This is a genomic window from Pseudomonas rossensis (assembly GCF_039888995.1).
Taxonomy (GTDB): domain Bacteria; phylum Pseudomonadota; class Gammaproteobacteria; order Pseudomonadales; family Pseudomonadaceae; genus Aquipseudomonas; species Aquipseudomonas rossensis.
This window is the reverse complement of record NZ_JBBWCB010000008.1, coordinates 21770-46544: the sequence shown is the minus strand read 5'-3', so window position 1 is coordinate 46544 and position 24775 is coordinate 21770. Positions and strand designations below refer to the sequence as shown.

Annotated in this window: 26 protein-coding genes; 10 read left to right on the top strand and 16 right to left on the bottom strand. The window is 58.2% G+C overall.

Annotated features, from left to right (window positions below):
* Positions 1–74: 74 nt before the first annotated feature.
* Positions 75–962, bottom strand: a complete 888-nt coding sequence (locus WLY71_RS04400; RefSeq protein ID WP_347802639.1) for a LysR family transcriptional regulator — start codon at positions 960–962, stop codon at positions 75–77.
* Positions 963–1102: 140 nt separating this feature from the next.
* Between WLY71_RS04400 and lysM the strand changes: the two genes are divergently transcribed.
* Entirely contained in the window at positions 1103–1543 is a 441-nt protein-coding gene (gene lysM, locus WLY71_RS04395; protein WP_129439386.1) for a peptidoglycan-binding protein LysM, read from the top strand.
* 54 nt (positions 1544–1597) lie between these two features.
* Here lysM and WLY71_RS04390 read toward each other — a convergent pair whose 3' ends face one another.
* Complete coding sequence (locus WLY71_RS04390) at positions 1598–2374, bottom strand: enoyl-CoA hydratase (protein ID WP_129439385.1); 777 nt, start codon at positions 2372–2374, stop codon at positions 1598–1600.
* On the bottom strand, positions 2371–2835 hold the full coding sequence (locus WLY71_RS04385; protein WP_129439383.1) for a universal stress protein: 465 nt from the start codon (positions 2833–2835) through the stop codon (positions 2371–2373). Before WLY71_RS04385 ends, WLY71_RS04390 begins: the two co-directional genes overlap by 4 nt.
* Positions 2836–3014: 179 nt before the next feature.
* Here WLY71_RS04385 and WLY71_RS04380 point away from each other — a divergent pair, with 179 nt between their 5' ends.
* From WLY71_RS04380 to WLY71_RS04360, 5 genes are all read left to right on the top strand, one after another.
* The gene (locus WLY71_RS04380; protein WP_129439381.1) at positions 3015–3929 is read left to right on the top strand and encodes a LysR family transcriptional regulator; all 915 of its coding nucleotides are present in this window, start codon (positions 3015–3017) and stop codon (positions 3927–3929) included.
* Positions 3930–4163: 234 nt separating this feature from the next.
* Complete coding sequence (locus WLY71_RS04375; RefSeq protein WP_425589909.1) at positions 4164–5711, top strand: MFS transporter; 1548 nt, start codon at positions 4164–4166, stop codon at positions 5709–5711.
* Positions 5712–5736: 25 nt separating this feature from the next.
* The gene (locus WLY71_RS04370) at positions 5737–6813 is read left to right on the top strand and encodes an HlyD family secretion protein (protein WP_129439377.1); all 1077 of its coding nucleotides are present in this window, start codon (positions 5737–5739) and stop codon (positions 6811–6813) included.
* On the top strand, positions 6810–8279 hold the full coding sequence (locus tag WLY71_RS04365; RefSeq protein ID WP_347802638.1) for an efflux transporter outer membrane subunit: 1470 nt from the start codon (positions 6810–6812) through the stop codon (positions 8277–8279). The genes WLY71_RS04370 and WLY71_RS04365 overlap by 4 nt, the downstream gene beginning before the upstream one ends.
* Positions 8280–8361: 82 nt before the next feature.
* Entirely contained in the window at positions 8362–9156 is a 795-nt protein-coding gene (locus WLY71_RS04360; protein WP_347802637.1) for an SDR family NAD(P)-dependent oxidoreductase, read from the top strand.
* Between the two features lie 72 nt (positions 9157–9228).
* Here WLY71_RS04360 and WLY71_RS04355 read toward each other — a convergent pair whose 3' ends face one another.
* From WLY71_RS04355 to WLY71_RS04310, 10 genes are all read right to left on the bottom strand, one after another.
* Positions 9229–10941 (bottom strand): alpha-keto acid decarboxylase family protein, encoded by a 1713-nt coding sequence (locus WLY71_RS04355; RefSeq protein ID WP_347802636.1) that lies wholly within the window; start codon positions 10939–10941, stop codon positions 9229–9231.
* Positions 10942–11085: 144 nt separating this feature from the next.
* Positions 11086–12162 (bottom strand): 1,2-phenylacetyl-CoA epoxidase subunit PaaE, encoded by a 1077-nt coding sequence (paaE, locus tag WLY71_RS04350; RefSeq protein WP_129439370.1) that lies wholly within the window; start codon positions 12160–12162, stop codon positions 11086–11088.
* Between the two features lie 26 nt (positions 12163–12188).
* Positions 12189–12695, bottom strand: a complete 507-nt coding sequence (gene paaD / locus WLY71_RS04345; RefSeq protein WP_129439368.1) for a 1,2-phenylacetyl-CoA epoxidase subunit PaaD — start codon at positions 12693–12695, stop codon at positions 12189–12191.
* Complete coding sequence (paaC, locus tag WLY71_RS04340) at positions 12682–13443, bottom strand: 1,2-phenylacetyl-CoA epoxidase subunit PaaC (protein WP_129439366.1); 762 nt, start codon at positions 13441–13443, stop codon at positions 12682–12684. Before paaC ends, paaD begins: the two co-directional genes overlap by 14 nt.
* Before the next feature lie 8 nt (positions 13444–13451).
* Complete coding sequence (paaB, locus tag WLY71_RS04335; protein WP_347802635.1) at positions 13452–13733, bottom strand: 1,2-phenylacetyl-CoA epoxidase subunit PaaB; 282 nt, start codon at positions 13731–13733, stop codon at positions 13452–13454.
* Complete coding sequence (gene paaA / locus WLY71_RS04330; RefSeq protein ID WP_347802634.1) at positions 13726–14712, bottom strand: 1,2-phenylacetyl-CoA epoxidase subunit PaaA; 987 nt, start codon at positions 14710–14712, stop codon at positions 13726–13728. The genes paaB and paaA overlap by 8 nt, the downstream gene beginning before the upstream one ends.
* 42 nt (positions 14713–14754) lie before the next feature.
* Positions 14755–16095 (bottom strand): phenylacetate--CoA ligase PaaK, encoded by a 1341-nt coding sequence (gene paaK / locus WLY71_RS04325; protein WP_129439360.1) that lies wholly within the window; start codon positions 16093–16095, stop codon positions 14755–14757.
* Between the two features lie 2 nt (positions 16096–16097).
* Complete coding sequence (gene paaG / locus WLY71_RS04320; RefSeq protein ID WP_129439358.1) at positions 16098–16889, bottom strand: 2-(1,2-epoxy-1,2-dihydrophenyl)acetyl-CoA isomerase PaaG; 792 nt, start codon at positions 16887–16889, stop codon at positions 16098–16100.
* A gap of 191 nt (positions 16890–17080) precedes the next feature.
* Positions 17081–18226 (bottom strand): acyl-CoA dehydrogenase family protein, encoded by a 1146-nt coding sequence (locus WLY71_RS04315; protein WP_347802633.1) that lies wholly within the window; start codon positions 18224–18226, stop codon positions 17081–17083.
* A gap of 88 nt (positions 18227–18314) precedes the next feature.
* Positions 18315–18725, bottom strand: a complete 411-nt coding sequence (locus tag WLY71_RS04310; RefSeq protein ID WP_129439354.1) for an acyl-CoA thioesterase — start codon at positions 18723–18725, stop codon at positions 18315–18317.
* 581 nt (positions 18726–19306) lie between these two features.
* Between WLY71_RS04310 and WLY71_RS04305 the strand changes: the two genes are divergently transcribed.
* Together WLY71_RS04305 and WLY71_RS04300 are read left to right on the top strand one after the other, a co-directional pair.
* Positions 19307–20047: an SDR family NAD(P)-dependent oxidoreductase gene (locus tag WLY71_RS04305; protein WP_347802632.1), complete on the top strand. Its 741-nt coding sequence runs from the start codon at positions 19307–19309 to the stop codon at positions 20045–20047.
* A gap of 53 nt (positions 20048–20100) precedes the next feature.
* Positions 20101–21015: an HpcH/HpaI aldolase/citrate lyase family protein gene (locus tag WLY71_RS04300; protein WP_347802631.1), complete on the top strand. Its 915-nt coding sequence runs from the start codon at positions 20101–20103 to the stop codon at positions 21013–21015.
* Here WLY71_RS04300 and WLY71_RS04295 read toward each other — a convergent pair.
* Both WLY71_RS04295 and yrfG read right to left on the bottom strand, forming a co-directional pair.
* Positions 20995–21648, bottom strand: coding sequence for a TetR/AcrR family transcriptional regulator (locus WLY71_RS04295; protein ID WP_165353247.1), 654 nt, complete (start codon positions 21646–21648; stop codon positions 20995–20997). The two genes, WLY71_RS04300 and WLY71_RS04295, sit on opposite strands and share 21 nt — an antisense overlap.
* Before the next feature lie 415 nt (positions 21649–22063).
* On the bottom strand, positions 22064–22726 hold the full coding sequence (yrfG, locus tag WLY71_RS04290) for a GMP/IMP nucleotidase (RefSeq protein ID WP_347802630.1): 663 nt from the start codon (positions 22724–22726) through the stop codon (positions 22064–22066).
* A gap of 89 nt (positions 22727–22815) precedes the next feature.
* Between yrfG and nudE the strand changes: the two genes are divergently transcribed.
* On the top strand, positions 22816–23382 hold the full coding sequence (nudE, locus tag WLY71_RS04285; RefSeq protein ID WP_033058385.1) for an ADP compounds hydrolase NudE: 567 nt from the start codon (positions 22816–22818) through the stop codon (positions 23380–23382).
* On the top strand, positions 23379–24206 hold the full coding sequence (gene cysQ / locus WLY71_RS04280; RefSeq protein WP_347802629.1) for a 3'(2'),5'-bisphosphate nucleotidase CysQ: 828 nt from the start codon (positions 23379–23381) through the stop codon (positions 24204–24206). The genes nudE and cysQ overlap by 4 nt, the downstream gene beginning before the upstream one ends.
* Before the next feature lie 99 nt (positions 24207–24305).
* Here cysQ and WLY71_RS04275 read toward each other — a convergent pair whose 3' ends face one another.
* Positions 24306–24761 (bottom strand): YiiD C-terminal domain-containing protein, encoded by a 456-nt coding sequence (locus WLY71_RS04275; protein ID WP_347802628.1) that lies wholly within the window; start codon positions 24759–24761, stop codon positions 24306–24308.
* Positions 24762–24775: the final 14 nt, after the last annotated feature.

Genomic DNA, 24775 nt, shown 5'->3' with positions numbered 1-24775 from the left:
GGCTGCTTTAAGCCTAGGCGCGTCAACTTGTCGCGTCTAATCGCTAATACTGATCTACCGATAGATGGCGTCGATCAAGAGCTTGGCAGCGATTGCTGAAGAATCGCGAAACAGGCTTCCGCGAGTGCCGAACGCGGGGCGCTGCGACGCATGATCAGCCCCAGCCGGGCGAGGGTTTGAGCATTTTCGATGGGTTGCAGGCGCAAATGATCGGTGAGTTTTTCCAGGCCTCCGTCCAGCGGCATCACGGCGCAGCAGAATCCGCCGTGCACCGCTTGTAACAATTGGTGGACGGCATCGGTTTGCAGCAACGGCTGCGGGGCGAGGCCGCGACTGTGGAAGTTGTGGTCGATGGACTGCCGAAAATGCATGCCGCTGGTGAGCATGCCCAGCGGCAGTTCGATCAGGGACTCCCAACTCAGCGGCGCCTCACCGAAACTGAAGAAGCGCTGATCGTAGAGCAGGCCCATGCGGGTTTCGCTGAACGCGAGGGAATCGAAGCGTTCGCCGTCCAGTCGCTCCAGGTACGACACGCCAAGATCCAGGCGATTGTTCGCCAGTTGTTCGAGGATCTGTTCAGAACTCAGGGCCGAGAGTTCGAAGCGCAGGTTCGGGTGCTCGGCGTGCAAACGTTGCATCAGCGGCAGCGGATCGAAGCTCGACAGCGGCACCACGCCCAGACGCAACGTACCGACCAGATTGCCGCGACAGGCAGCCGCTTCGGCCTGCAAACCGTCGTAGGCCGCCAGCACGGTGCGCGCCCACGCCAGCACCCGTTCACCCGGTGCGGTGAATCCTTCGAAGCGCTGCCCGCGATTGACCAGCGGCAACTCGAGTTCTTCTTCGAGGCTGCGCAGGCGCATGGACAGGGTCGGCTGGGTGATGTGACAACGCGCAGCGGCCTGGCCGAAATGCCGGGTTTCGTCGAGGGCGATGAGGAATTTCAGTTGCTTGATGTCCATCTTCGCTCCAGGGCGCGGTCAGGCTCGAGATTCTAACGCGCTTGCAGAGCACTTGAGTCATTGGTCGGATCGCAACCTCGTTCTTTGCCGTTGGTCTAGTCTTTCGCGTCTGGACCTCATAAACCCAAGGAGAGTGCATCATGAGTATTTTTAGCTTTGTGAAAGAAGCGGGCGAAAAGCTTATTGACCTGTTAACGCCGGGTAATGCCAATGCGAGCGAGCAGTTGAAGGAGCACATCGCCAAGGTCGGCCTGGGCAACCCGAATGTTCAGGCAACAGTGAATGGCGATACGGTCACGGTGACCGGTGAAGTCGCCAGCCAGGAAGAAAAAGAGAAAATTCTGCTGGCCGTGGGCAACATTGCCGGTATCGGCAGCGTTGACGACCAGATCACCGTGACCGGCCCGGTCGCTCAGGCGGCGCGTTTCGTCACCGTGAAAAAAGGCGACACCCTCAGCGCGATTGCCAAGGCTGAGTACAAAGACGCCAACAAGTATCAGAAAATCTTCGAAGCCAACAAACCGCTGCTGTCGCACCCGGACAAGATCTATACCGGCCAGGTATTGCGTATTCCTGAGTGATGCTTTTCAGCCAGGCTTTCGAGCCTGGCTGAATCCCGATTCCCGCTTGCCTGCTTAGCGATGTTTGAACTGCGGTGGGCGTTTTTCACTGAACGCGTTCATGCCTTCTTTCTGATCTTCGATAGCAAAGGTCGAATGGAACAGCCGGCGTTCAAAGCGTACGCCCTCTGCCAGGCTGGTTTCGAAGGCGCGGTTTACCGCTTCCTTGGCCAGTAGTGTTACCGGGGATGAGAAGCCAGCGATGCGTGAGGCTATCTTCAGTGCCTCGTCGAGCAGCGAGGCAGTCGGCACTAAACGGCTAACCAGACCGCAGCGTTCGGCTTCGACGGCATCCATGGTGCGCCCGGTCAGAACCATGTCCATGGCCTTGGATTTGCCGACAAACCTTGCCAGTCGTTGGCTGCCACCGGCGCCGGGGATGGTACCGAGGGTGATCTCTGGCTGGCCGAAGCGGGCATTTTCCGCTGCGATAATGAAATCGCACATCATCGCCAGCTCGCAGCCTCCGCCCAGCGCATAGCCAGCAACCGCAGCGATGCTCGGCTTGCGAAAGGTGCTCAGGCGTTCCCAGTCAAGGCTGACGAAGTCAGCCTTGTACACATCCATGTAGCTCCAATCCTTCATTAGCTTGATATCGGCACCGGCGGCGAAGGCCTTTTCATTGCCGGTAATCACCACTACGTGAGTTTCGTCATCTGTTTCCAGATGATCGAGCAGACGCGCCAATTCGGCATTCAGTCCGGCTGAAAGCGCATTCAGCACCTCGGGGCGGTTAAGGGTGATCATCGCCACATGGCCATGCTTTTCCAATAAAAGGTATTCCAGTTTCATATATCACCTGCGAAATTCAGGACATCGACCAGCACCGGGCAGCGGGCGACTTCGATGACTCGGGCACTGACTGAAGGGTCGAAGATACGGTTGATCCGCGAAAGATGGCGGTGGCCGACGATGATTAAGTCGACCTTCAGCCGGTCGGCTTGCGACACGATCGAAGAGGCCGGCTCTCCGTCAATGACCACGCCTTCTGCGTCAAGCCCGAGTGATCGTAAATAGTCCAGGGCCTCTTGCATGGCGTTATTGGCTATATGTTGCTCACTGCTGGCCGCGGGATATTCCTGCTCATCTGCAGGCTTGATGTGCCCATTTTCCGAAGGCAGGGTGTACGCACTGTCGACGGAAAGCAGGACATAGAGTCGAGAGGCATCCAGCTTGGAATACTGTGCGGCCAGGTCCAGGACCGATCGGCTCTGGGGCGAACCATCAATAGCAACGAGTAAGGAGCGAAGCATGGCTGTTCCAACCGGGAGTTAACTGAAAGCAGGTATTCTTGGAAAATCGTACGTTTAGGTAAATGGTTCGTCGTGCATTTTGTAGTTGCATACGGCGCAGGCTTCGCGCGCATTGGTGTTTGGTCAGAAACTGCTAGGATTGCGCCAGGATTAATTGATTTTCACAAGGAGTGTTTGTTGTGCATCTTCCAGATATGAATCTGCTGGTGGCCCTGGATGCGCTGCTGGACGAGGGCAGTGTGGTCGGTGCCGCCCGGCGCATGAGCTTGAGCCCCGCGGCGATGAGCCGGACCTTGACCCGGATACGTAGCGCAGTGGGTGACCCGATTCTGGTGCGCGCCGGGCGTGGTCTGGTGCCGACACCCAAGGCGCTGGCATTACGGGCTCAGGTGCGCAGCCTGGTCGAACAAGCGGCGCAGGTGTTCCTTTCGGGTGACGAGGTCGATCTGACGACGCTGGAACGCTGCTACAACTTGCGGGCGAATGACGTATTTGTCGCGGCCTTTGGTGCGCAGCTGCTGGAAATCATGCGCAAAAAGGCCCCACGTACCGTGCTGCGCTTCGTGCCGGAAGGCGAGGGCGAGGATGACGCGTTGCGCGAAGGGCGGATCGATCTTTATATCAGTGCGACGCGAAATCTTGGGCCGGAAATCAAAGTTCAGAGCCTGTTCACCACGACCTTTGTCGGCCTGGCCCGGGTGGATCACCCAATCTTTCAGGAAGAAATCACGCCAAAACGTTTCGCCTCCTATGCGCAGGTCAGCGTGTCGCGACGCGGTCGTGCAACCGGGCCGATCGATACCGCTTTGGCCGGGATGGGCTTGCAGCGGCGTGTCGCGTTGATCACTCCTAGCTTTCACTCGGCGATGTTCGCCTTGCCCGATTCCGACCTGTTGCTGCCGCTGCCGGAGCATGTGTTGTGGAGCGTCTCGCGGCTGGGCTTGCCGTTGCGTTCGTTCCGTATCCCTATGGCGCTGGAGACGGTGGTGGTCATGCAGGCCTGGCATCCACGCTTTGATAACGACTCGGCCCATCGCTGGCTGCGTCAGACGTTGAAAGAGAGCTGTGCCAAGTACTCCTCGCCACGGGTTTGAAGCAGCTTGCGCTTCCAGGATCGCCGCAAGCCCCTTCGGGCCGAGCACGACCCCGGCTTATCGCGGCCTGTGGATTGATACGTGCGTTGGGTGCAGCTTAAAGCTTCCCATATGTCAGTTTTCGGAACTATTGCGTCTTCATAAACTATCCAGGTAACCCTTTACCTGGAGTCATGACGCAATGTGCCTTGTGTTGTTTTCTATCTTTCGGGGCGCTGGCCGACGGGTGAACCCGTGAGTTCGCTCGCAGCCCCTGCTGTTATGGCCCCGATGCTGGAGGTGACGAAACCCGCACCGGCCGCTGCGCCAGTGTTTGGCCTGCGTATTGTGATCGGGCTGATCGGGGTGCTGATTGCCGTATTAGTGGCCGGTCTCAACGAGATGGTCACTAAAGTGGCCATGCCTGACATTCGTGGCGCGCTGTATATCGGTGCGGATGAAGGTACCTGGTTGATCGCCACTTACGCTGCCACCTCAGTATCGGCCATGGCGTTTGCGCCCTGGTGTTCGGTCACCTTCTCCCTGCGTCGCTTCACTCTCAGCGCCATCGGTGCGTTTACCGTGCTTGGGATTCTCTGCCCGTTCGCTCCGAACCTCGAAAGCCTGATGGTGTTACGAACTTTGCAGGGGCTGGCCGGGGGCAGTCTGCCGCCGATGCTGATGACCGTCGCGCTGCGTTTCCTCCCGCCCGGCGTCAAGCTTTACGGGCTGGCAAGTTATGCGTTGACTGCCACCTTCGGCCCGAGCCTGGGGACTCCGCTGGCCGCGTTGTGGACCGAATACGTCGGTTGGCAATGGGCGTTCTGGCAGATCGTCCCGCCCTGCTTGTTGGCGATGGTCGCGGTTGCATATGGCTTGCCGCAGGACCCGATGCGCTTTGAGCGTTTCAAACAGTTTGACTGGCGTGGCCTGTTGCTCGGTTTGCCGGCGATTTGTGCGCTGGTGATCGGTCTGTCCCAGGGCAATCGTCTGGACTGGTTCGAGTCCACGCTGATCTGCTGGCTGCTTGGCGGCGGTCTGGTGCTGTTGGTGTTGTTCTTTATTAATGAATGGTCGCACCCGCTGCCGTTCTTCAAATTGCAGATGCTGACCAACCTGAACCTGTCCCACTCGTTGCTAACCCTCGGCGGGGTGCTGATCGTATTGCTGGGGGTGATCATCATCCCTTCCAGCTACCTGGCTCAGGTGCAGGGTTATCGCCCGGTACAAACTGCGCCGGTATTGCTGATGGTGGCCTTGCCGCAGTTGCTGGCGTTACCGCTGGTGGCGGCCTTGTGCAACATCCGTCGGGTCGACTGCCGATGGGTTCTGGCAATCGGTCTTGGATTGCTGGCGCTGGCCTGTGCTGGCGGCACGCAAATCACTTCCGAGTGGATTCGTGACAACTTCTACATCTTGCAGCTGTTCCAGGTGTTTGGTCAGCCGATGGCGGTGATCCCGTTGCTGATGCTCGCTACCGGCGGCCTGGCGCCGCAAGACGGCCCGTTCGCTTCCGCCTGGTTCAACACCGTCAAAGGTTTTTCGGCGGTCCTTGCTACCGGCGTGCTGGAGGCGTTGACCACGGCGCGGCTGCATTTCCACTCAACCATGCTGGTCGATCGCCTGGGCAACTCGCCTTTGGCAGACAGCGACGCTGCAGGGCTTGCCCATCGCATCCACGAACAGGCGGTCGTACTGACGTCTTCGGACTTGTACTACTGCATGGCGTTGCTGGCACTGGCCTTGATTCTGTTGATCCCGTTGATGCCTTCCCGGATCTATCCACCTCGTGCGGTGGCATAGCGTTCCATTCAGAGAGAAAGTCGTTATGACTACGAGTAAAAATCAGAAAATTGCCTTGTACACAGTTGCCTTGGTTGCTCTTGGCGGGGTCATCTACCTGGCAGCGCCGCGCCTGTTTGGTTCCGGCTCGCTGCAAACCACTAACGATGCGTTTATCACGGCGGATTACACGTTGGTGGCGCCGAAGGTTTCGGGTTTTATCAGTCAGGTGCTGGTCGAGGACAACCAGCCGGTGAAGGCCGGTCAATTGCTGGTGGTCATCGATGATCGTGACTACCAGGCTGCGCTCCAGGCGGCCGAGGCACAGTCACTGGTGTCGCAGGCGCAGTTTCAAAACGCGAAAGCTACGCTGGAACGCCAGTCGTCATTGATCGCTCAGGCGCAGGCCATGATGGCTGCCGACAAGGCTGAGCAAGCTTTCGCGGAGCACGAACTGACGCGCTACAACCATCTCGCAGGCCAGGGCGCCGGCACCGTGCAAAATGCTCAGCAGGCCCGCAGCCGGGTGGATCAAGCCAGCGCCCGCTTGGCCAATTCGACCGCTGCCTTGGCCGCTTCGCGCAAACAGGTGGATATCCTCAAGGCCCAGCTCGACAGTGCCGACGGAGGCCACAAACATGCGTTGGCATCCTTGGAGCGGGCCCGTTTTGATCTGTCCTACACTCGTCTTGTGGCACCGCTGGATGGTGTAGTCGGTGAACGTGCTGCGCGTGTCGGGGCCTATGTCAATCCAGGCGCGAAGATCATGGCGATTGTTCCTCTGGAGCGGGCCTATGTGGTTGGCAACTTCCAGGAAACCCAGTTGACACATGTGCAGCCAGGGCAGCCAGTGAAGATCCGCGTCGACACCTTTAGTGGCGAGAGCCTCACCGGTCGGGTCGAAAGTATTGCGCCGGCGACCGGGGTGACCTTTGCTTCGGTCAAACCGGACAATGCGACGGGCAACTTCACCAAAGTCGTGCAGCGGATACCGGTGAAGATTGCGCTGGATGCCGATCAACCGTTGGCGAACCGCCTGCGTGTGGGCATGTCGGTGGAAGCCAGTATCGAGACACAGGACCCGCAGGGCAACGACGCACGTAAAGAGGTCACCCTTCGATGAGTCGGACTTTCCCTGTTCAACCATTATTGTTGTCGAGCGTGTTGATGCTCTCGGCTTGCAGCGTCGGTCCGGACTTTCAGAAGCCTCAGGGGCCAGATAACGCAAAGTGGCCCTTGCTGCAAGGCCAGGCTGCCGTCAGTCGCCCAGAGGCTTCGCCGGTTGAAGAACGCTGGTGGGACATCTTTCACGATACGCAGTTGTCTGCCCTGGCTCGCCGTGCTGTCACCAGCAGCCTCGATGTAAAAATCGCCAGTGCTCGTCTGCAGCAGAGTCGAGCGGCGCGCCAGACCATCGCCGCCGATCAATATCCGAGCCTTGATGCCGGTGTCGGCTATGAGCGGGCACGCAACAGCAGCAAGGGCCTGAGTGACCCTTCGGGCAAGGGCGGCAAGTCTGCCTTCAATCTCTGGGAGGGCGATTTCACCGCTGCCTGGGAGCTAGACTTGTGGGGCCGGGTCAAACGCGAAGTGGAAGCGGCCGATGCATCGGTCGAGGTGGCTGAGAACGACCGGCGCATGGTCCTGCTGTCGATTCTGGCCGAGACCGCTGGCGATTACATTCAGCTGCGCGGCGTGCAGAGCACCCTCGCGGTCACTCGCGAGAACCTTGATGTTTCCCGGCACAGCCTGAAGCTGTCGCAGATGCGTTTGGCTGATGGCATCGCGACCAATCTGGATGTGGCTGAAGCCGCTGCGCAGGTCGCCGCAGTCGAAGCTCGCTTACCGTCGCTCGAACAGCGTCAGGCACAGTTGATCAATGCGTTGAGCCTGCTGTTGGCCGAGCCACCAAGAGCCTTGCAGGCCGAATTGGAACGACCGGCGCCAGTACCGCAAACCCCACAAAACTTCGCAATTGGCTTGCCTTCGGAGCTGGCCGAGCGTCGTCCGGATATTCGTCAAGCCGAAGCCCGTCTGCATGCCGCGACGGCTGGGATCGGAGTGGCCAAGGGTGATTTCTATCCGCGCATTCGTCTGTCCGGCAACGTTGGTTTCCAGTCGATGCAGCTATCGGATTTCGGGTCCTGGGGCTCGCGCCAATTTGCTATCGGCCCACAGTTGAGCCTGCCGATTTTCGAGGGTGGACGTTTGCGTGGGATGGTCAAGTTGCGCGAGGCGCAACAACAGGAAGCGGCGCTCGATTACCAACAGGTGGTGCTTCGGGCCTGGCATGAAATTGATGATGTGCTGACCTTGTACAACGCCAGCCAACTGCGACGTGACCGACTGGCCGAAGCGGTGCGGCAGAATCGGATTGCGCTGGAAACTGCGCAAAGCCAGTACGTCGAAGGGGTGGTGGATTTCCTCAACGTGCTGACGGTTCAGAGCGCCTTGTTGGCGAATCAGGAACAACTGGTGGAAAGCTCGACCACGGTCTCGTTGGCCATGGTTGGGCTCTATAAATCACTAGGTGGCGGCTGGCAGTCGATTTATCCGCTGGCAACGGCTGATGCCGGTACCACTCATTGAGGCGCCAGGCTTTTCGAATCAATTACGGCGGACCTTGAGTCCGCCTTTTGTGTCGTTACATCATCTATCGGAGGAAGTAAGCATGAACATATCGTTGCACGGAAAGCGCGCGATCGTCAGTGGTTCCACGGCCGGTATTGGTCTGGCTATTGCTTTCGGTCTGGCCGAGGCGGGTGCTGAAGTGGTCATCAACGGGCGTAGCGAGGAGAGGGTGCGCAAGGCTATCGAGCACATTCTGAGCCGACTGCCGGGTGCTCGGCTGATCGGTCTTGCAGCCGATCTGGGAACCGTGGAAGGCGCGCAGGAACTGTTCTCCAAAGTATCGAATGTCGACATCCTGGTGAACAACCTGGGGATCTTCGAGCCCAAGGGTTTCTTTGATATTACCGATGCCGACTGGCAGCGTTTTTTCGACGTCAACGTAATGAGCGCAGTGCGTCTGTCACGTCACTATGCGCCGGTCATGGCTGAACGTGGCTGGGGTCGGGTGTTGTTCCTGTCCAGTGAATCGGCGTTGCAGATTCCGGCTGAAATGGTCCATTACGGCACCACCAAAACCGCGCTGCTGGCAATCTCTCGTGGCCTGGCGGAAACGCTGGCCGGCACCGGTGTGACGGTCAACGCGGTACTGCCGGGGCCAACGCGCTCTGAAGGTGTCGGCGGTTTCTTCGCGCAGATGGCCGAAGAACAAGGCGTGCCGTCTGAGCAGTTGGAGAAGAGTTTCATCGCGCAACATCGCGCAAGCTCGCTGATCAAGCGTTTGGCGACGACTGAAGAAGTGGCGAATCTGGTGGTCTATCTGGCGTCGCTTCAAGCCAGTGCAACCACCGGTGCGGCGATGCGTGTCGATGGTGGCGTGGTTCGTTCCATCGCCTGATGCAGAGGGTGACCGTTGAAGGTCACTGGAGGCAAGAAGGCATGGGCGGTGACCACCGCCGATGCCTTTGGCTCAGACTGCCATCGACAACGTTTCGGTCGCTTTGGGAATGGGACCGAAATCGAAGTCGGCAAACATCTTCGCGAAACGCTTGAGCGACTCAGGGGCATCCATCCGCTCCATCATCACTTCGATAAACACCAGCTCGTTGGCTGTCGCTGCCTGTTCGACAGCGGCCTCCAATTGATCTTCGGTGTGAACGATCAGCCGTCGAGAGCGATTGCGCGTGTCCAGTACATACGGCAGCTCGGCGTAACGCCAGCGGTTGACGTCGTTGTAGCTGGAGTTCTCGCCGAGTATCAGGCGTTCGATGGTATAGCCGTCGTTGTTGATCAGGAAAATAATCGGCTTGAGGTCGCGACGCAGAATCGATGACAGCTCCTGCACGGTCATCTGGATCGAACCGTCGCCGATGAACAGCATCTGCCGGCGTTGCGGTTGGGCCACTAGCGAGCCGAGCAGGGCCGGCAGAGTGAAACCGATAGCGCCCCAGATCGGCTGGGAAATGAAGGTGACATCTTCCGGCAGGCTCAAACCGTTGAGGCCAGCTGAAGAAGTGCCACTTTCAGCGATGATCAGATCGCCCGGTTTTATGAAGTGACTGATGCGTTGCCAGAAGCGCAGTTGGCTCAGCTTGGCATCCGGTTGTGGCTCGAACGGCGTGACTGAACGTTGCTCGCGCAACTCGCGCAACTCGCGCATCGGCCAGGCCTGGAGGCGCTTCGTGGCCAGCTGAAGGACGCCCGCCAGCACTTGGCGCACCGATACGGCGGTGTAGTGGACACGGTTGAGGGATACGGCATAGGGGTGCAGCTGAATCAACGAGCCGGCTCTGAATTTTTGCGAAAACAGACCCGTGCTCGTGTCGGTAAATCGAGCGCCGATGCTGATCACGCAGTCTGAGTTTTCAATCGCTTCACGTACGCTCGGAGCCGAACCAGCGCCGACGTAGGTCCCGAGAAACAGACGATGCGATTCTGGCAGCATGGCCTTGGCTGGTGCCATGGTTGCAAATGGCACATTCAGCGTTTCAGCCAGGCTCTGCACCAAGCCGGTCAGACCAAAACGCGAGACATCTGCATCCACCAATAGCGTCGGCGTGCTGGCGTGTGAAAGGCGCTGGACGATCTGCTCAACCACTTCCTTTAGTTGGTTCGGATCACTGCGGGTTTCGGTCAACTGCAATGGATGCTCAGGCACTTCGATTTGCAGCGTGGCGAGGTCCGACGGTAGCTGTAGATAAACCGGTCGTCGCTCTCGATAACAGGTCAGCAACACCCGGTCGATTTCCGCTGCAGCGTTTTCCACCGTGATGCGGGCTTGCGCCACTGTGAACTCGCGCAGGGTGATCATCACGTTGTCGTAGTTGCCGTCGACCAGCGTGTGGTGCAACAACGCGCGGTCGAGAATCGCATGCAGGGGCGGCATGCCGGAGATCAGAATCACCGGTACGCGTTCGGCGTAGGCGCCGGCGATGCCATTTAGCGCACTCAGATCGCCGACGCCATAGGTGGTCAATACGCTGCCAAAGCCCTGGGTCCGGGCATAGCCGTCCGCGGCATAGGCAGCGTTGAGTTCATTGCAATTGCCGATGAACTCTATTTCGTTCGAGTACTCGACCTGTTCGAGGAATGCCAGGTTGTAATCCCCGGGTACGCCGAACAGATGACGAATGCCGAATTCGCGCAAGCGTCGCAATAAAAAATCACCAATAGTCATGTCCATGATTCGTTTTTCCTCAGAGTTCCTTGATGAGTCGAGTCTTCTCTGCGCTAAAGGCAGTTCAAAGGCGGCTTAGTCACGCAGGTACCAGAAAAGGGCGGTGCTAAAAGTGCTGCAGCAGCGGAACAGTTTTCTTGTTGTAGGGTTTCAAAGTTGATCGAAGTCCAGCACTACTCGATCAGAAAGGGGAAAGCATTGGCATGAGAGAACGAAGCCTGCTTCGATCTCGTAATCTTCAAGGGCGAAGTTGCTGTCCATCTCCACTTCACCTTCGACCAACCTGGCCTTGCAGGTCGAACAGACCCCGGCCTTACAGGCGTAGGGTAGTTCTGCGCCGTTCTGGTTGCCGGCGTCGAGAATGCTCAGGGTGTTGCGCGGGAGCTCGAAGGCCAGGCTGTTACCATCGCTGATCACGGTGATCAGGCTGGTTCTGACGGTGTCTGTCGGGGCGGCCTCGCGAACGGCCTGTTTGCGGCCGGCTGATGGGCTGGCGAACAGTTCGCAGTGCACTCGTGCGGGGTCAAGCTGGTGCTCGATCAACGCTTGTTGAACCTCAATGGTCATCGCATGCGGGCCGCAGATAAACGCATGATCCAACGCTGCGACATCGATCCAGCGAGTGAAGAATTGCCGGCATTTTTGCCCATCCAGGCGACCGTTATAGAGGTCGACATCCTGGCGCTCGCGGCTCATCACGAAGATCAGCTTCAGGCGTTCCAGATAGCGGTCTTTCAGGTCTCCCAGTTGTTCGCGAAACAGCGTCCCGGAACTGGAGCGATTGCCATAGAGCAAGGTGAACTGACTATGCGGTTCCTGCTCGAGCGTGGTCTTGATGATCGACAGCAAAGGCGTGATGCCACTGCCGGCGGCGATGCCCAGATAGCGGCCGTGACGTTGCGCGTCCAGCTCGACAAAAAAATTGCCGCTTGGCGCCATGACGTCCAGATAATCGCCGACGACCAGCGTTTGATTGGCGAACTCGGAGAAGCGCCCGCCGCTGACTTGCTTGACCGCCACCCGCAGCTCGTTTTCATGTGGAGCGCTGCAAATCGAGTAGGAGCGGCGGATTTCTTCGCCATCCAGTTGCGTGCGCAGTACGAGGTACTGGCCCTGCTGAAACTGGAAGGTGTCGCGCAATGCCCCGGGCACATTGAAGAGAATCGAAACCGCATCGCGGGTTTCGCGCCGAATGTCCCGGACCTCCAGTGGGTGAAAGGTGTTCATGGATTTCTCCTGAGTCAGCTACAGACTCAAATGCACTTGAAGTAGTCGAAGGGCTCTTTGCAACGGCGGCACCGGTACAACGCCTTGCAGGCGGTCGAGCCAAACTCGCTGACGGTTTCGGTATCGAGACTCGCACATTGCGGGCAGGGCACCGGGCCGGATTTCTCCTGTGGCGGGGCGATGCCGTAGTCCAGCAGGCGTTGCCGGCCCTGGTTGGTGATCCATTGCGAGCTCCAGGCTGGCGCCAGTCGCTGTTCCAGATAGGGCGTGGCATAGCCTGCGCATTCCAGCGCCTGGCGCACACGTTGCTCGATCATTTCGGTCGCTGGACAGCCGGAATAGGTGGGTGTCAGCACCACCTTCAGCCGGCCGTCCTGGAACAGAATGTCGCGCACGATGCCCAGGTCGACCAGGCTGACCACCGGCACTTCCGGGTCCATCACCTGTGCCATGAGCGACCAGGCGTTTGGCAGGTCCTCGGCCTTCGCCCGACGACCACACCAGTCGGACGCGATCAGCTCACCAGCGTGCATCTGGGTAAGCTCGTGGTAGAGACTGCATGGTCGCCAAAAGCGGGCCGAGGTTTTCCGTGTGCCGTCCCTCGATGCCACTCAAGTAGAAGTAGCGCGCAGGCGGCGGCAGCTTCAGGGTTGCGCGGGCGAGGATGCCCTCTACGGTCTCGCGCCAGGCGTTCACCTGCAGTTGGGGATCGCTGCTCAAACCGACTTGATACTGACGCTGCTCGCGGTCGCTGACCGTGCACAGTTCATGAGTGAAGCGCCACAGCTGATCCAGCGCGCTCTGCATCCGTTGATGGCTGTAGTCGGTGCCGTCGCCCAAGCGCAGCATCCACTCGCTGGAGCGGCGCAGGTGGTAGGTAACTTCTTTCAGGGCTTTGTTGGCGATAGCGGCGACCATCTTGTCGCTGGAGTTCTGCAAACCCTGCAGCCGATGAAAGTGCCAGGCGTCATACAGAAATTGGCGCACGCAGGTTTGCGCATAGTCTCCGTTGGGCTGTTCGACCAACAGCAGATTGCGATACAGATGTTCACCGCGCAGGAACGCCAAGCGGTCGGCATTGCGCCCGTCATTGAGCAGCTCGGCAGCGTACTCCAGCCAGTTGCGAGCCTGGCCGACCAGGTCGAGGCCGACATTCATCAGCGCCAGTTCTTCCTCAATGGCCGGGGCATGCCCGCACAGCTCGCACAGGCGCTGGCCGGTGATCAATGCGCTGTCACCCATTTGCAGCAGATAGTCGATTAGCTCGTCGGTTTGATTCATGATCTGGCTCACATATGCCCCACTTCGTCGGGCAGCTCATAAAAACTGGCGTGCCGATAAACCTTGTCCTGAGACGGTTCGAACAGCATCTCCTTGTCTTGCGGGTTGGAAGCGGTGATCTGTTCCGCCGCGACCACCCACAGGCTGATGCCCTCATTGCGCCGGGTGTAGAGCTCGCGAGCGTTTTCGATGGCCATGCACGCATCGGTGGCGTGCACGCTGCCAACATGTTTGTGGTTGAGGCCGTGCTTGCTGCGCACGAAGACCTCATACAGGGACCATTCAGACATGCGCGGCCTCTCGGTTTTTTTCTTGTTGTTTGCGAGCGTGGGCGGCTGCCGCCTGGCGTACCCAGCTACCTTCTTCGAAGGCTTGGCGGCGGGTATCAAGGCGCTCTTGATTGCAGGGACCATTACCTTCGAGTACGTGGTAGAACTCATCCCACTGGATCTCACCGAAGTCGTAGTGACCGCGTCCGGCGTTCCACTTAAGGTCCGGGTCCGGGACTGTGCAACCGAGGAATTCCAGTTGCGCGATGGTCTGGTCAATGAATCGCTGACGCAGCTCGTCGTTACTGTTGCGTTTGATCTTCCAGGCCATCGATTGCGCGCTGTTGGGCGAGTGCGCGTCACTTGGCCCGAACATCATCAGCACCGGCCACCAGAAGCGATTGATTGAATCCTGAACCATTGCCTTCTGTGCCTCTGTGCCTTGTTTCATCATCACCAACAGCAGCTCGTAGCCTTGGCGCTGATGGAAACTTTCTTCTTTGCAGATCCGCACCATGGCCCGTGCATAGGGGCCGTAGGAGGTCCGTTGCAGGACTACCTGATTGACGATCGCGGCGCCGTCGACCAGCCAGCCGATGGTGCCGACATCGGCCCAGCTCGGCGTTGGGTAGTTGAAAATGCTCGAGTACTTGGCTTGCCCGGCATGCAAGCGGGCGATCTCCTGGTCGCGGTCGGCGCCGAGTGTTTCTGCGGCGCAATACAGGTACAGGCCATGACCGGCTTCATCCTGGATTTTCGCCATGAGTTGCAGCTTGCGTTTGAACGTTGGCGCGCGGGTGACCCAATTGCCTTCCGGGAGCATGCCGACGATTTCCGAGTGGGCATGTTGGGATATCTGACGGATCAGTGATTTTCGGTAGCCGGCGGGCATCCAGTTGTCGGGCTCTATTTTCACTTCAGCCTGGATTTTTTCCATAAAGGCGGCTTCTTCGTCAGACTCGTGGGTCGAGCCGAAATCCTTTTGCGATGAAGATTGCATGAGCGGTTCCTCGTGTGAGTCGAAGACGTGTGAGGTGCGCAATCAGTACTCGCCGCGTCGATCGAAGACGTGGCAAGCCTTTCCTTCCGAGCGCTTGAGCGTGTGGTGGGGCTGTAACTTGATCTGCGTGCTGATGCCGACATGGACCTTGATCTGATGGCCGAATTCGCGACACAGCGCATCCCGCTCAGGCTCGCTCAGCGCGGCGTGCTCCGGGCGCAGTTCGACATGCACTTCAAGGCTGTCGAGGTTGCCGCTGCGATAGATGTGCAGCTCATAGATCGGGCTCAGCGGCGCCTGCTTGAGCAGTTGTTCCTCGATCTGCGTCGGGAACACGTTGACCCCGCGGATGATCAGCATGTCGTCGCTACGACCGGTGATTTTGTCCAGGCGACGCATGGCTCGACCGGTGCCTGGCAACAGTCGGGTCAGGTCACGGGTGCGATAACGAATCATCGGCAGTGCCTCGCGGCTGAGCGAGGTCAGCACCAGCTCACCGAACTGCCCGTCGGGCAATACCGCGCCGGTGTCGGGGTCGATGATTTCAGGGTAGAAATGGTCTTCCCAAAGTGTCGGGCCGTCTTTGGTGTCCAGGCATTCCATGGCAACGCCCGGTCCCATCAGCTCGGACAATCCATAGATATCCAGTGCCTGAATGCCGAGCCGTTGTTCCAGCTCGCTACGCATCTGCGCGCTCCACGGCTCTGCACCAAAGATGCCGACCCGCAGTGACAGATCTTCGGTGGCGATACCCTGACGCTCGATTTCTTCGGCGATGTTGAGCATGTAAGACGGCGTGACCATGATGATGTCGGGACGGAAATCCTGGATCAGTTGGACTTGTCGAGCGGTCTGCCCGCCAGACATCGGGATAACCGTGCAGCCGAGTTTCTCCGCACCGTAATGTGCGCCCAGGCCACCGGTGAACAGGCCGTAACCGTAGGCAATGTGAATACGGTCGCCGCTGTGCCCGCCCGCCACGCGAATCGAGCGGGCCACCAGTGAGGCCCAGACATCGATGTCGTTGCGGGTGTAACCGACCACTGTCGGTTTGCCGGTGGTGCCACTGGAGGCGTGCAGACGAACCACTTGCTCCATGGGCACGGCGAACAGCCCGAAAGGGTAGTGCTCGCGCAGCTCGGCTTTGCTGGTCAACGGGAAGCGTGCCAGATCTTCCAGGTTGTTCAGGTCGTAAGGGTGAACCCCCAAATCATGGAACTGCTGGCGATGCCACGGGACGTTGGTGTAGGCGTGTGACAGGCTCCATCGCAAACGTTGCAACTGGTGGTGCCGCAGTTGGTCGATCGACGCGTGTTCAAGTGCGTCATCGTGAGTATTGAGCAGCGGTCTGACCGCAGTGTCCAAACGTGCGATTGCGTCCATTTTCAACGACCCTTGAAGTGAGTGCTGCGCTTCTCGATAAAAGCGTTGAGGCCTTCACTGAAGTCCTCGCTTTGCCCTGCCAGCGTCTGCAACTCGCGTTCCGTTTCAAGCTGCTGATCCAGGCTGTGTTGCTGGCTTAAATCCATGCAGCGCTTGAGCAGACCGAGAGCGTAGGTCGGTTGCGTGGCAAGGTGCCTAGCCAGCAGCAGCGCTTCGTCTGCAAGCTCACTGTCATCTACGCAACGCCAGATCATTCCCCACTGTTGTGCTTGCTCGGCGCTGATGCGCTCGCCCAACATAAACAGCGCTTTGGCTCGAGCGCTGCCGATCAGGCGTGGAAGTACCCAGCTGACGCCTGAATCGGGTATCAGGCCAACCTTGCCGAAGGCCTGAATAAAACTGGCGCTGCGGGCCGCGATGACCAGGTCGGCGGTAAGAGCGATACTGGCTCCAGCTCCGGCGGCTACGCCGTTGACGGCGCAGATCACCGGAATTGGCAGGTCACGCAAGGCTCTGATCAGCGGGTTGTAGTCATGCTCGAGCAGGTCGCCCAGGTTTGCTGGTGTTCCGTCAGGATTTATCTGCAACGACGCCAGATCCTGCCCGGCGCAAAACGCCCGGCCTTTGCCGGTCAGCAACAGGGCGCGAATACCTGGATCTTGCCGAACCAGAGCCAACGCTTGGCGCAGTTGCTCGTGCATGTCTGCGGTAAAGCTGTTGAATTGGTCCGGACGATTCAGAACCACGACAGCGACACCTTGATCCACAGAGAAAAGAATGTTCTCGCTATTCATCTCAAGCCACTCATCATTGATGCAATTGGTTGTACCGGCACGCGGCCGTTAACCACGCAGTGAGGCTGATACAACGTCGCACGCAGTGTTATGCATTCGATAAGACGTCACAGCTCAACCTAAAGCCGACAGCACACTGTTTAGAGTGCGCAGGATCAACCGGCTATTAAGTTGGCTGCATTGCTGTTTTGTTATTCTGTATGGGATGCCAGTCGAAGCATTTGATTGAATATATTTTTTTGATGCATTTCTTCTGTGCCGCCGACACTGGCAAAGCCCAGAGCATCTTTAACAAAGGTGGCGATGCCACCTTCGTGATAGCCGATACTGCCATACAGTTTTACCAGACTTAGTGCAGTTTCTATCAAGTCTTGGGCACTGGTAAGTTTAGCGATGGAACAACTCATCAACGCCTGCGGATGACCATTAAGAAGTTGGTACAGCGCGGCATAGACCATCCAGCGATTGCGCTCCATGCCAATGGTCATATTGATCAGGCGCTTTTGTACATATTGGTGGCTGTCGATTGAACTATTGAAGCTTTGTCGCTCGGCGGCGTAGCGCACGGCCTCGGCAACATAAGGCGTTGGCAGGTTGACTGCCACCAGACCGTAATAAAGTCGGCCCAAAGAAATAATGTCGATCAGTTGTTGCAGGCCGCGACCGGCTTTGCCCAGTACTTGGCAAGCCTGTACCTGAACGTTGTCGAAGTACAGCGGGCCGGTAGGTAGATTCTTGTTGCCGAGCTTGTCATCCGGCTCGCCTCTGCTCAGGCCTTGCATGTCGCCGTCGAGCAGGACCAGCGCGATATTGTGCTTTGGGATATCGGCCAGTTTGGTCACGATCAGCATGAAGTCGGCGATCGGTGCGTGAGCGATATTGTATTTGCTGCCGGTCAGGCTGTAGCCGTCGGCGGTAGGGCTGAGCGTGCTGTCGATGCTTCTGACGTCGGTACCGGTGCCAGGTTCGGCGATCCCGGTGGCGCTGATTGCGCCGTTGAGAATCGCCTGAAGGTATCGGTCCTTCTGGCTTTCGCTGCCATACAGCATCAACGCCCGAACCATACCGGCCTGAGCGATGACCGAGAGCAGCAGCTCTGGTGTGCGGATCGAAGAGGCCAGCCCTTCAAGCGCTGCAGTGAAGCCCCACCAGTCTTCTCCCGTGCCGCCGTGACTGGATGGAATTACCAGTTTCCATAGTCCCTCCTCGCAGAGGCGGCTCCAACCGGCATGGTCAAACCCAACCGGTGTGCCTTTGTTTGCACTTGCCAGTTGCCCGCCGATTTCACGGTATTTCTCGAGCAGGCTTCGTTGTTCGGTAGTCCAGGACAGCAGCATATTTGCGTTACCTATCAATACACCCTAGACGCCGGCCTGGTGGCATCGGCCAGCGATCATTGTTCGAGTCGTGGTCGGGTTTCGATCACTACTCCTGGAAGGCCAGAACCTGGTTTTTGAATTCGTCGGGGACGGTGATGGTGCGATTGCCCGCGTAGTCGAACATCACATGTTTGGACAGGCCTTTAGCGACAGTGGTTTTCCCTGCATCGCTAAGGTGCATGATGTGCTCCATCTCGAAGCTCTTGTTGCCGAACTCGATAACACGGCTGGTGACAGTCACGATGTTGCCATAGACCGCTGGCTTAACATATTCGCAGGAGGTCTTGACCATGATGTGCGGAAGCTTTTGATCCTTCGGCAGGTTCAGCAGGTTGTGCATGTAGCTCAGGTAAGCGTGCTGCAAGTAGTCGTAGTAAACAGGGCTGCTTACATGACCCATCGAGTCGGTGTCGCGATATTTAACTTCGATGACGGTATCAAATCCATTGTTGCCCATTGCAGTACCCTCTTGGCTTAGTGAGACATCTGAGTTGTGCTGGTGAGAAGCGTTGGTGTGTTCATCAAAGCATTGAACTTTATGACGCTTTGATGACTAATAGTTCTAGGCTCTCTCAGCGCTTGTCACAACTTGTTACTCATGCTACGGCACAGGTATTAGTGTGGCTACTCGCATTCCGTTGCGCTCGAAAAGACTGACGAAACTTCCAACTTGGCGAGCGCGGACCTATCGATAGGTAGCGCAGAGTCGCTGTTCTCGGTCTTGTTTCATCTGAGGGGCGCGTAAACAGAAGAGCAACTTCAGTCCGTATAAGACTGGCGTACTCGCATTTTCAGGAACGGTGTTGTATTCCTATTGTCGGACAATACACATTAACGACCGAGTAGAAAATAAATGCGAGTAATAAGTCGCTTTAGACTGCTGTATTAACCAAGGGCTGTCTGTTTGGCATGCGAGTAGTGAGGCTGTCCGGGTTCTTTTAGCATAAGCGCTCGTTCTGGCTCGTCCAGTCGAGTGGGTGGGTACCTGATCAAGGCTCACGCCGACCCGCAACGGAATGCTCAAGGAGTCCCGCTCAGATGTCTTCATTACAACCCGTGGCCGTAGTGACTGGCGCCGCCAGCGGCATTGGCGCAGCCACTGCACGACACTTGCACCAGTTGGGATTTTTGGTCGCAGGCCTGGACATGAATGCGCAGGGGCTGGAGGAAGCGATCGGTGGGCTGGGTAGCCAGCACCGCGGGTTTGTTGCCGATGTCTGTAACGAGCAGGCGCTGGCTCGGGTGTTCCAGCAGATCGATGATTGGCAGGGTCGGATAGACGCCCTGGCAACCTGTGCCGGGGTAGTCGATACCTCACCTTTTGATTCGCTCACGGCTGCGCGTTTCCGAACACTGATGGATATCAACCTGATCGGCACCTTCAGTGTCGTGCAATTGGCTGTGCCGCGAATGAGCCCGGGTGCTCGCATCTGCACTGTGGCCAGTGTCGCCGGGCTGCGCGGTGGTGGCTTGGCCGGGACTCTGGCCTATGCCGCCAGCAAGGGCGCGGTGGTGACCATGACCAAGGGCCTTGCCCGCGAATTGGGCCCTCGAGGTATTAACGTCAATTGTGTCGCCCCCGCCGTGATTCGTACCCCGATGCTCGATGACACCACTCGTCAGGATGGCCAGTTACAGCGTTTGCATGAGATGACCGCATTGCGTCGTGAAGGCTCGGCGAACGAAGCCGCCGAGGTTATCGCGTGGTTGTTGTCCGGCAAAGCCTCATTTGTCAGTGGTGTGACTATTCCGGTGGATGGCGGCCTGACCATGCTCTAGAAGTACCTCGTATTTTTTCCTCTCTCAACCCAACAGATCATCAGGAAGATGCTATGGCTATGTCCCCCGAAAACCCGTTGGCGCTATGCCGTACGTTCTTGTTTGTACCAGGCGCAGAAGAGGTCGCGCTGCATGCGGCACTGCAAACGGGTGCCGATGTCCTGGTACAGGAGCTGGAAGATTTCACGCCGCCGGCCAGGCGCGCAGAGGCCCGCGCATTATCGGCGAGAGTCATGGACCATTGGCGCGAGTGCGGGCGTATCACTTCGGTGCGCATCAATCCCTTCGAAACGTGCGGCCATGATGATCTAAGTGCGGTTATGGTCGGCCGGCCGGCAATCATCATGATGTCGAAAGTCGAATCCACTGAACAGATGATCGAGTTGGACCAGCAAATTACCCGGCTGGAGTCGATGCTTTCGATCAAGCAGGGCTCAACGCTGATTGTCCCGAACATCGAAACCGCCCTGGGTGTGGTGCGAGCGATCGATATCGCGCATTCGAGCCCGCGAATCAAGGGAATGCTGGTAGCGACTGAAGATATGGTCGCTGACCTCGGTGCCGGGCGCAGTAGAGAAGGGACCGAGCTGTTCTATCCCCGATCCCGTTTTCTCCTTGAATGCGCTGCTGCCGGAGTCCTGGCGATTGATTCGCCCTATACCTTTGCTGATGACGAGGGCGCCGAAGCGGACATGCGCGTTGCGCGCTCTATCGGTTATCAGGCAAAAGGTGTGGTCAATCCGGATCACGTGGCCGTTGCCAATCGCTATCTGACACCGACAAGTGCCGATGCCGAGTTGTCAGTTCGCCAGATCGAGGCCTTCGAACAGGCTGCCAGTGGCGGTAAGGTGCGGGCAGAAGTGGATGGGCTAATTGTTGAGGTGCCAAGCTATCTACAATCCAGGCGACTGCTCAATCGTTATGAGCAATTGTGCGCGGTGCAGGCGTCACGCCGCGGGGGCGCATGAGTGCGCCATGCGGGCGTTGGTGCGGTTTTTTGCAATCCGTCGCGCGCGGGAAACCAGTAGCGAAGTGTTGTTGGCTGTCCCGCACAGATAGCCCATGACTGAGTCGCAGATGGCTTTTTCGATAGCCTTGGGGCAAAAATCGGGGCATTCGATCACATAGGCATGTATCAGTGACCTGATCATCCGGGTCACTAGCCAGGCGGCCAGCTGGATATCGTTTTGCACCAGTTGGTCGGCCCAGCGCCCCAGCAGGTCCTGCACCATTAGCGGGATTTCCGCTTTATACGCATCCTCGGTCGTCTGATCATTCAAGAACGAGAACTCTTGCTCCAGCAGTCGATGCAGCTCCGGCTCCTTCGTATGTGGGGTCAGGAAGGCTCGTACCAAGTGCTCGATATGCCCTTGCAGGCTGGAGATGTCTGAGCGGGTCAGAAGGCCTTGGATGGCTTCGTGAGTGGCCTTGACCTTGCGATAGTGCAGGGCGGCTATCAGTGAGTCTTTGTTGGGGAAATACTGATAGACCGATCCGACGCTGACGCCGGCCAGCTGCGCGACCAGGTTGGTATTGGTCCCAGCATAGCCATGTTTGACCACCACGTTGGCAGTGGTTTCGAGGATGGCCTCGACCATCATTTTCGAACGAGTCTGGGTGGGGGCCTTACGAGGATGTTGGATGTGCTTCACGGATAACTCCAGAGTCTGTCTATTTTCCCTGTATCTGAGTTACTGCCATTGGGACCGCTGGAACTGACGCCGAGCGCTGCCTCTGGAGGATTTGCTCCTTTTAGGTGCGCGCGACTCCCCTGCGTGGAAGCTACCAAGCTACGGCAGCGCATACGTGCCCCTGACGCAGTAACTTATTTACCGTGACGATTCTTGATCCTTAATAGGCGTTCGAAAATGCTTTTATGTGCAGTTTATAGTTAGCGTTCAGGACATGTATCGAGCGCGGGAGTAGGGTTAAGCTAGTGAGCTTTTTGCATAGGCGGGAGCCTGCGGGCTGGCCTTTGGCGGTCAGCGCGGCGGCTTTTTTCGTTTACAGACAGTTCTAAAGGCCTTCGATCAATTCTCGATAATCCCCCACCGCCGCAAACTCTGCGGTGTCTTTGGGCCCTTTGCGGCTGTCCGGTTCGCTCACGGCCAATAGATGCGCAACCCCAAAGTCGCGGGCGCTACGCAGAATCGGCAAGGTGTCGTCGATAAACAGACTGCGCGTCGGGTCGAAGCCGATGTCCGCCTGCAAGGCATCCCAGAATTGCGGGTTTTCCTTGGCAAACCCGTAATCATGCGAGCTGATCAACCGCTCGAAGTACGGCGCCAGTTCGATTCTTTCCAGTTTCAATGACAGCGAATCGCGGTGTGCATTGGTGATCAGCACCACTCGCTTGCCAGCTTGTTTGATGGCGGCCAGAAAGGTGTCCGCATCCGGTCGCAAGGCAATCAAATGCGCGGTTTCCAGTTTCAGTTCGCGCACCGGCAGTTTGAGCTCGGCGCTCCAGAAATCCAGGCAATACCACTGCAACTGGCCGGCGTTGCGTTCGAACAACGGTTGCAACTCCATCTCGGCCATGGCCCGACTTACCCCGTGCAATTCGGCGTAACGCTGGGGCAGGTGTTCCATCCAGAAATGGTTGTCGTAATGCAGGTCCAGCAGCGTGCCGTCCATATCCAGCAGAACGGTGTCGATGTCGCGCCAGGGCAGCAGGGACATAAAAACTTCTCCAGCGGTAAAAAAGATATCCGACGTAAACAATCAGGATAGGCCGGGTATAGTAACGCGCTATCGCCAAGGAGCCGCTCATGCGCCAGAAACCCACCATCCTCGCCCGCGAGATCGTCGCCACCAGCCGTTTGTTCTGCGTCGAAGAGCTGAAGTTGCGCTTTTCCAATGGCGTGGAGCGCACGTATGAGCGACTGGTCGGCAAGGGCGCCGGTTATGGCGCGGTGATGATCGTGGCGATGCTGGATGCGGACCACGCGGTGCTGGTCGAAGAGTATTGCGGCGGCACGGATGAATACGAGCTGTCTTTGCCTAAAGGCTTGATCGAGCCGGGCGAGGACGTGCTGGCGGCGGCCGAGCGGGAGCTCAAGGAAGAGGCCGGGTATGGCGCGCGGCAACTGGAGCATTTGACTGAGTTGTCGTTGTCGCCCGGTTACATGAGCCAGAAGATCCAGGTGGTGCTGGCCACTGATCTGTACGAAGAAAGCCTTGAAGGCGATGAGCCCGAGCCGATGGGCGTGGACAAAATCAACCTGCGTGAGTTGTCGGCCTTGGCCCAGAACCCGCGATTCACTGAGGGCCGTGCATTGGCAGCACTGTATCTGGCCCGTGATCTACTGACTCAGCGTGGAGTGTTCCAGCCATGATTTTCCCCCATCCGTTGATGGCGCCTGTTGTTGAACTGGCGCTGAAAGCCGGTGAAGCGATTCTGCCGTTTTGGCGTGCCAACGTCGCCGTGACTGCAAAATCCGATGATTCCCCGGTGACGGCCGCCGACATGGCCGCTCACCATGTGATCCTGGCCGGGCTGACGGCACTGGCCCCGAGCATCCCGGTGCTGTCCGAAGAAGACGCCAACATTCCCCAGAGCGTGCGCGCCGGGTGGCAGCGTTGGTGGCTGGTGGACCCACTGGATGGAACCAAGGAGTTCATCTCCGGTAGCGAAGAATTTACCGTCAATATCGCGCTGATCGAGCAGGGGCGAGTGGTGTTTGGCGTGGTGTCGATGCCGACCAACGGGCGCTTCTACGTCGGTGGTGCTGGTTTGGGCGCGTGGCGTGGCGATAAAGGCGCGGAGCCTTTGCCGATTCAGGTTCGCGAGGTCCCTGCTGAGGGTGAAGCGTTTACCGTGGTTGCCAGTCGTCGGCATTCAAGTCCTGAGCAGGAGCGCCTGCTGGCCGGGTTGAGTGACAGTCTGGGTGAACTGCAATTGGCTAACATCGGCAGTTCGTTGAAGTTCTGTTTGTTGGCTGAGGGGGCGGCGGATTGTTATCCGCGGTTGGCGCCGACTTCGCAGTGGGACACGGCGGCGGCACAAGGCGTGCTTGAAGGGGCGGGCGGTGAGGTGCTGGATTTGAGCGGTGCGCCGTTTTGTTATCCGGCGCGGGAATCGTTGTTGAATGAGTTTTTCCTGGCGCTGCCGGCGAAGGCTGCGTGGCGCGAAAAACTGCTGGCGTTGGCGCGGGCGTAAAGATCAAAAGATCGCAGCCTCGTTTCACTCGACAGCTGCTACAGAGAAACGCGCCCCCTGTAGCAGCTGTCGAGTGAAACGAGGCTGCGATATTTTGCTTTAGCGGTGGAGGACGTACTGCCCGGTAAACGTCACCGCATCTTCCTCACTCCCCACATTCACAATCCGAGAATGCAACGTCAACCGCGCCCGTCCATACCGCACATACATCGCCAAAAACTTCTTCCACACCGCCGCACTCGGCGCGTGGCAAATAGCTGTCGCGTCCATGGTCACCGGCAGCGGATAGCTGATCTGTCCTTCCTGAATCACGATGTGTCCGCCTTCCACCCCTTCTTCCCGCAAACGCAAATGCAGCCAGCCCCAACCGGCCAGCACGGCGCCGCAATACAGGCTGCCGCCGAACATGGTGCTTTTATGATTGACGTTGGCCTCCAGCGGCAAGTGCAGGCGCAGTTGCTGGTCGTGCCAATCGAGCACTTTGAGGCCCATATCCCGCGTCAGGGGAATGTCGCGATGGAGGACTGATTCCAGATGACGGCTGTCGCGGCTCATGCACGGATCTCTTG

What these genes read in the sequence shown, in the direction of transcription:
- WLY71_RS04400 (WP_347802639.1), bottom strand. Translation starts at nt 962, where the DNA reads ATGGACATCAAGCAACTGAAATTCCTCATCGCCCTCGACGAAACCCGG.
- lysM (WP_129439386.1), top strand. Translation starts at nt 1,103, where the DNA reads ATGAGTATTTTTAGCTTTGTGAAAGAAGCGGGCGAAAAGCTTATTGAC.
- WLY71_RS04390 (WP_129439385.1), bottom strand. Translation starts at nt 2,374, where the DNA reads ATGAAACTGGAATACCTTTTATTGGAAAAGCATGGCCATGTGGCGATG.
- WLY71_RS04385 (WP_129439383.1), bottom strand. Translation starts at nt 2,835, where the DNA reads ATGCTTCGCTCCTTACTCGTTGCTATTGATGGTTCGCCCCAGAGCCGA.
- WLY71_RS04370 (WP_129439377.1), top strand. Translation starts at nt 5,737, where the DNA reads ATGACTACGAGTAAAAATCAGAAAATTGCCTTGTACACAGTTGCCTTG.
- WLY71_RS04365 (WP_347802638.1), top strand. Translation starts at nt 6,810, where the DNA reads ATGAGTCGGACTTTCCCTGTTCAACCATTATTGTTGTCGAGCGTGTTG.
- WLY71_RS04360 (WP_347802637.1), top strand. Translation starts at nt 8,362, where the DNA reads ATGAACATATCGTTGCACGGAAAGCGCGCGATCGTCAGTGGTTCCACG.
- WLY71_RS04355 (WP_347802636.1), bottom strand. Translation starts at nt 10,941, where the DNA reads ATGGACATGACTATTGGTGATTTTTTATTGCGACGCTTGCGCGAATTC.
- paaE (WP_129439370.1), bottom strand. Translation starts at nt 12,162, where the DNA reads ATGAACACCTTTCACCCACTGGAGGTCCGGGACATTCGGCGCGAAACC.
- paaD (WP_129439368.1), bottom strand. Translation starts at nt 12,695, where the DNA reads ATGCACGCTGGTGAGCTGATCGCGTCCGACTGGTGTGGTCGTCGGGCG.
- paaC (WP_129439366.1), bottom strand. Translation starts at nt 13,443, where the DNA reads ATGAATCAAACCGACGAGCTAATCGACTATCTGCTGCAAATGGGTGAC.
- paaB (WP_347802635.1), bottom strand. Translation starts at nt 13,733, where the DNA reads ATGTCTGAATGGTCCCTGTATGAGGTCTTCGTGCGCAGCAAGCACGGC.
- paaA (WP_347802634.1), bottom strand. Translation starts at nt 14,712, where the DNA reads ATGCAATCTTCATCGCAAAAGGATTTCGGCTCGACCCACGAGTCTGAC.
- paaK (WP_129439360.1), bottom strand. Translation starts at nt 16,095, where the DNA reads ATGGACGCAATCGCACGTTTGGACACTGCGGTCAGACCGCTGCTCAAT.
- paaG (WP_129439358.1), bottom strand. Translation starts at nt 16,889, where the DNA reads ATGAATAGCGAGAACATTCTTTTCTCTGTGGATCAAGGTGTCGCTGTC.
- WLY71_RS04315 (WP_347802633.1), bottom strand. Translation starts at nt 18,226, where the DNA reads ATGCTGCTGTCCTGGACTACCGAACAACGAAGCCTGCTCGAGAAATAC.
- WLY71_RS04310 (WP_129439354.1), bottom strand. Translation starts at nt 18,725, where the DNA reads ATGGGCAACAATGGATTTGATACCGTCATCGAAGTTAAATATCGCGAC.
- WLY71_RS04305 (WP_347802632.1), top strand. Translation starts at nt 19,307, where the DNA reads ATGTCTTCATTACAACCCGTGGCCGTAGTGACTGGCGCCGCCAGCGGC.
- WLY71_RS04300 (WP_347802631.1), top strand. Translation starts at nt 20,101, where the DNA reads ATGGCTATGTCCCCCGAAAACCCGTTGGCGCTATGCCGTACGTTCTTG.
- WLY71_RS04295 (WP_165353247.1), bottom strand. Translation starts at nt 21,648, where the DNA reads ATGATGGTCGAGGCCATCCTCGAAACCACTGCCAACGTGGTGGTCAAA.
- yrfG (WP_347802630.1), bottom strand. Translation starts at nt 22,726, where the DNA reads ATGTCCCTGCTGCCCTGGCGCGACATCGACACCGTTCTGCTGGATATG.
- nudE (WP_033058385.1), top strand. Translation starts at nt 22,816, where the DNA reads ATGCGCCAGAAACCCACCATCCTCGCCCGCGAGATCGTCGCCACCAGC.
- cysQ (WP_347802629.1), top strand. Translation starts at nt 23,379, where the DNA reads ATGATTTTCCCCCATCCGTTGATGGCGCCTGTTGTTGAACTGGCGCTG.
- WLY71_RS04275 (WP_347802628.1), bottom strand. Translation starts at nt 24,761, where the DNA reads ATGAGCCGCGACAGCCGTCATCTGGAATCAGTCCTCCATCGCGACATT.